The organism is Bacteroidales bacterium (assembly GCA_018334875.1).
Lineage (GTDB): Bacteria > Bacteroidota > Bacteroidia > Bacteroidales > UBA12077 > JAGXLC01.
Map to the genome: position 1 here is coordinate 1 of JAGXLC010000258.1, position 5952 is coordinate 5952.

The window sequence follows — 5952 nt, forward strand, 5'->3', positions numbered from 1 at the left end:
ACCTCCTTCTCCCCAGTTAAAATCAATGCAATAAGCCTGGATGTCTTTCCCTTCAAGTGTTTTTTCATGGTCTTTCTGACGGCTGCACGCCATCAGGATCAGCAAGGAAACCAGCCATAAAAATGCCGATTGAAATCTGATCCGAATCTGATTGCTATTCATAATTAGATCTTCTTTATCTGCAATATTTTATCTTGATATAGATTCACAATCTGCATTATAGTAAAAATACCTCAATATACATTTTTTTCCGGTGCTTCCCGGATTTTTTTTATGGGTTAACCGGATATTTAATGTGTGTCTCTTACTCTTTAAACCGCTGGCCAGGGTATAATACCAGGGTAGATACAAACGGTTGCTCCATTTTGTGAATAAATCCTGTTTTTTCCATGGTGATTGGTCTATGCGGTATTCTATAATTCCGGCATTTGGGCCTGCAGCTACCGCTATCCCCACTGCATTTCCTTTAAACTCAAACCGGATGGCGTCGCCGGGGTATTCGCCAACCAGCATGGGAACATTTATATAATTTGCCCTGGTACCTTTTTCATCTGAGGGCTTCCAGTCTTCAACAAGTTTCCAGCCTCTGGTATATTTGGGATATTTAGGCTCAACCAGTTTTCCATTTGTATAGGAAAAAGTATCTATGGATTTGGGAAGTTCGGTTTTGTCGATATGTTTATTGCTAAAATCATAGTTAAAGGCATCTTCCAGAAATCGCCTCATCGACTGGTAATAGATATGCTGTCCAAAAGGGGAGGGGTGGAGGTTTTTGAAATCGTTTTCCCAGTCAAATTCACCGGCGTCAATACGTTCGGTAACCTCCTTGGCCAGGTTAATGGTTGGAATGTTGTAATGCCCGGCCACCTGTTCATGCAGCCGGATCACTTCAGGCACTTTACCCTGGCGATAGGCTCCCATTTTCCCGGGATCGACAAAATGCATCATGACAATGTTACAGGTGGGATTTACACGCAGGGCATGCCTGACGATTCCTTCCATAGCTCTTTTGATCTCTGTTGGAGTGCGTCGGTTGACATCATCGTTTACTGCAGCTTCAACAAAAAGCAGATCCACCGGACCATGCTTAAGCACATCCCTTTCAAAACGAAAAGCATCGGGAGTAGATCCCATAGAGGGGATGCCGGCATTGATAAAATCGAAATCTGTTTCAGGAAATTTTTGAAGAAAATAGTTGCAGAGCGAATCACGCCATCCCGGATTGTGTGTAATGGAACCTCCCAGAAAAACCACCCTTCCCATTTTCTCCTTTTGAAATTTAAGGAAGGCATTTTTTAATGAACTCCTGTGGATGTGGTAATTATCAGCATTCAAGTCCTGGCTGCAGATATTTGAAATAGGTAATATCAGCAGGGAGAAAAGGTATATGGGTAATAGTTTTTTCATGATCCCATCATTTTTTGAATAATGTTTTGGCAGAAGATGAGGTACTTTTAGCCCAGACAATTTAAATATTTTTAAGTTATATTTTGATTAACCGGGCAATCCATCCACCACCCGGGGCAAGATCTATTTCAAGGGTTTGTGAGCTGTTTACGGTTTTTGATTTTTTCACATAGTCAATTGCACGCGTATCGGCATTGATGCCATCGCGGATGAATTCCATCTTGTAATCCCCTTCATCAAGAAAATCGAGGCTGATTTTGAAAGATTTTCGGTTCCAGTTTGTAATGGCACCAATATACCAGTTTTTTCCATTCTTCCTGGCCAGCACAGTATGTTCGCCGACCTTGGAATGCAGGATTTTCAGGTCGTCCCATTCGGTTGGTATGGTTGAAATGAACTGTGTGCATTCTTCCTCTTCATAATAGTCAGAAGGAGCATCGGGAAGCATTTGCATGGGGCTTTCCAGGATAACATACAGGGCCATGGAATGTGCCCTTGTACCCATTCCCATAGGCATATCTCCAACAGGCCGCCAGATATCCTTCTGTGCATTATGGGTAGTGTAGGGGATATAGTCCATCGGTCCGGCTACCATCCTGATGTAGGGCAACAAATTGTGATGCACAGGTGTATCATGATCTGTCCAGCCGTTGTATTCAAATTCGATCAATGCTTCACGTGTAAGCACGTTTGGGTAAGCGCGGCGCAAACCTGCCGGTTTGTATGCCCCATGAAAATCAATGACCATCTCTCTTTTGGCTGCCTCCCTGGCTGCTTCATAATAGAACTGAACCATTTTCTGGTCATCGCGGTTCATAAAGTCAAATTTGATTCCGCTAATGCCCCATTCTTCAAGCATTTTCCAGACCTCGTCCTTCTGCTGCTGAAAGGTATTCCAGATGGCCCAAACCATGATCTTTACCCCCTTGTGTTGGGCATAATCCATGACTTCCTCCATGTCCAGTCCGGAATTTATAGCCAAAAGATCACCCTGTTCCGACCAGCCGTCATCGAACAGGAAGTATTCAAATCCATACTCGGCGCAGAAGTCGATGAAGTATTTGGCTGTTTCGGTATTGATTCCCGACTTAAAATCGGTGCCATAAATATTGCGTTTGCCCCACCAGTCAAAAGCTACCACACCGGGGGTGATCCATGAAACATCTTCGATCTGCACAGGCGGTGCCAACTGGTAAACCAACGTGTTTGTCAGCAGGTCCGCATCATTTTCAGCGATGGCAAAGATACGCCAGGGAAAATTCCTGGTACCTTTTACCCGGGCAATATGGTCTGCATGTTTTTTCACCTGCCCTTGTCCATAAGCATTCCCCTCACTAATAAAAGATACCGGATAACCCGGATTAGCTGATTTCAGTGAGGAAGTTCCGGTTGCTTTTAACCACAATCCGGGATAATCGACCAGATTCGATTCCGTAATGGCTACATTCATTCCATTTTGCTTCTGGACTAAAGCGGGTAGACAGCAATATCCTTCAGAGGTTACATCCTTCACAGCGCTGTGCTCATAAGGTGTTTCGTAGGATGAATTAAAGGTTTCCGATTTCTGTACATAAATGGAATCTTCTTCATAGAAATGCAAATTAAAGTTTTCACGGTTTACAATGATATCTTCATCGAAAGTTGTATTGAAACGATAAGCTATTCCATTGTTATAGGCCCTTATTGTTAGTGAAAAATCACCTTTATATTCCAGCAGCAATTCGTTGTAATGATCCCGGATCTTACTGTATTTTTCCTGTATTTCAGGATAAATCATCCGGTCAACTGAATTTCTGCTTTCCGTTTTAATTTGTTCAATTCCTGTTTTAAAATGCTTTCCCTTGATATCCAGTGAAATGTCATCAACCGAGAAGAGCGGTGAACTTTGATGATTGGCCTTAATAGAAATACCGGTATTAACGGTAACTAAAACTTCTGTTTCATTGTCCGGTGAGAAAAGCTTGTATTCATTTCCAAGTGCCGGGAGGACAATCAATATCCCGATTAAAGCAGCAAATAGTTTTTTCATATTTTATTATTTTTCTTTATAATTTTCTGTTCATCAATAATATAAGACCCTATTTTAAAATTTCTTGAATCAATTGGCCAAAACAAAATCGTAGCTTCCCGAGCCCAGCTTCAATTTATTTTGTTCTTCAGTTGGGTATACCTGAATTACTCCAGTTTTTCCGGTTTCCGGCTTAGCTCCTTCAATTTGCAAATCACCGGAGGGGAGCAGCACGGTAGCCGAGGTATTAACCGGTATCTCCAGTTTCAGGGAGATCTCACTTTCATTTTTCGACCAGTTGACAGCAATATCCCCATACCCGGTGTGCTTGATACAATCTACCCATTCCATTTTAGGAGGAAACCACGGTTCAATAAAAAAGTGCTTGAATCCGGGGGATTCTATATCGGGTTTAATCCCTGCCAGGGTTTCATAGAACCACTCTCCGATACATCCAAACATTGGATGGTTCAATGAACTTTTACCTTCCCAGTCTTCCCAGTGGGTAGTGGCACCCTGCTCAATCCAGTTTCCCCAGCCTGGATAACGCGTGGTATCGATCATTTCATATACCACATTTTGGTAACCATGATCAGTAAGGACGTTGGGGACATATTTGGCTCCCAGGATCCCGAAGTCAAGATTTAAATCGCTGGTTTGTATGTTTTCTTTCAACTGACGAACCAGAGCCGGCATTTTCGAGGAGTCGACCACATTCATAAACACAGCAGATGCCAGTCCGGTTTGTGTTGGGTGTAGAAATTCGCCTGTTTGATCTTCGAAAAACTCCCGGTTATAAGCCGCACGAATCTCTTCAGCCTTGTCCTTAAAAGCAGTTTCTTCACTATCTTTATTAAGTAATGAGGCAATATGAGCTGCCATTTTCAGATTCCTGTAATAGATGGCGGTGGAAGTAACCTTCGGTGGAGTGGAGGTTTTGGCAGGAAGCCAGTCACCCAGCCCATCCTTCACGATACCATTCTCTGCCTGAGCGGCCATAAAATTGAGGTACTTTTTGATAGCGGGGTAAACCTTTTCAAGAGTCTTCTGATCGCCCTCGTATAAGTAAAGATTCCAGGGTATCTCAAACAAAGCATGGTTCCAGGCCGGAAGAATGTCCCAGTCGTATCCCCAGCCACTGGTTGGAACGATAGGTGCCAGTGCACCATTGGGTTTTTGGGTATCCACAATATCCATGACCCATTCTTCATAGGAATTCAGCAATTTGAAGTTATAAAGTAGGGCTTCGGAGGTAAGCTGTGCATCTCCGGTCCAGCCAAGCTTTTCCCTCTGCGGACAATCGGTGGGGAAATGAATGAAGTTGCTGTGAAAAGAGCGCAGGGTATTTTCCTGTATACGGTTGAACAAAGGGTGGGAGCATTTGAACCGGCTGGTGGTGGCGAAGTCAGCGGAAATGAAACAGGCTTTCAGGTTCTCCCTGGTCAACTCTCCTTCCCAGCCATTAACTTCAACATATCTGAACCCATGGTAATTGAAACGGGGTTGCCACTGCTCTATTCCTTCGCCCTTAAAGATATATTCATCGGTTTGAAACCGTGATTCAGCGACATATGGATCTATGTTGCTTTGATCCACCCCTCCATTGGGGCCAACCTTTTCACCATATACGAAACGAACCTTTTGTCCTTTCTCTCCTTTTGCCTCCATTTCAACAAAACCGGCTATATTTTGCCCGAAATCCACCAGGAAGGATTCTTCTCCTATACGCTTTATTTTCTCGGGTTCCAGTTTATCCATTATTTTAACATGGGGCCGGTTTTGGGCCTTCAGTTCTCCACGTGGACCGCGAACCACCCGTAAATCATGCCACTGCTGGTCGTCAAAGCCTGGCTGGTTCCACCCTTCTGGTTTCCAGTTGGCGTCATAGGTTTCCCCCAGCCGGATGCTGGAAAACCTGATGGGTCCTTCTTCACAAGTCCAACTTTCATCGCTGACAACCATCTTCTTGCTGCCATCTGCATATTCAATTTCGAGCTGGCATAACAATGTGGGATCGGCGCGCCAGGGAGCCCTGCTGAAGCTCCATACATCGGTGCTGATCTGGTTGTACCAACCGTTTCCCAGCATTACCCCCAGCACATTTTTTCCTTGTTGCAACTGGTCTGTCACATCCATTACTTCATACAGAACAGTCTTGCTGTAATCGGTGAATGCGGGTGAAAGCAGATGGTCCCCAATTTGTTTGCCGTTCACATGGAGCTCGAAAAAACCCAATCCTGTGATATAGGCTTTGGCTGATACAATTTCTTTCTGAACTTCAAAAGATTTTCTTAGCAAAGGCATGGGCTCTTTGGGTGCAGTTTGATCCCTTTGCGTGCGGGCCATCTGTTTGATTTTGCCATCCCTTCTGCTCCAGTTAAATACACGTGGCGGACTGATCCATTTGGCCTGCCATTTGCTGTTATCGAGAAATGCCATCTCCCAGTGTGCCGGTTTGGCGTATTTGGAGGGTAATCCGTTCTGATCCCATACTTTTACTGTCCAGTAACATTTCTGTCCTGAAGTCAATGGCTCAC

General features: G+C 44.1%; 3 protein-coding genes. All 3 read right to left on the reverse strand.

Features of this window, described 5'->3' with window-relative positions; all coding sequences use genetic code 11:
* Positions 1–189 precede the first annotated feature (189 nt).
* Complete coding sequence (locus KGY70_15750; protein ID MBS3776650.1) at positions 190–1407, reverse strand: SGNH/GDSL hydrolase family protein; 1218 nt, start codon at positions 1405–1407, stop codon at positions 190–192.
* A 76-nt stretch (positions 1408–1483) separates the two neighbouring features.
* Positions 1484–3436, reverse strand: coding sequence for a glycoside hydrolase family 97 protein (locus KGY70_15755; protein MBS3776651.1), 1953 nt, complete (start codon positions 3434–3436; stop codon positions 1484–1486).
* Between the two features lie 69 nt (positions 3437–3505).
* Positions 3506–5952, reverse strand: a 2447-nt coding sequence (locus KGY70_15760; protein ID MBS3776652.1) for a family 78 glycoside hydrolase catalytic domain, incomplete at its 5' end; no start/stop codon positions are given.

Excerpts from the sequence above, each read along its gene's own strand:
- KGY70_15750 (MBS3776650.1), bottom strand. The coding sequence starts at position 1,407 with ATGAAAAAACTATTACCCATATACCTTTTCTCCCTGCTGATATTACCT.
- KGY70_15755 (MBS3776651.1), bottom strand. The coding sequence starts at position 3,436 with ATGAAAAAACTATTTGCTGCTTTAATCGGGATATTGATTGTCCTCCCG.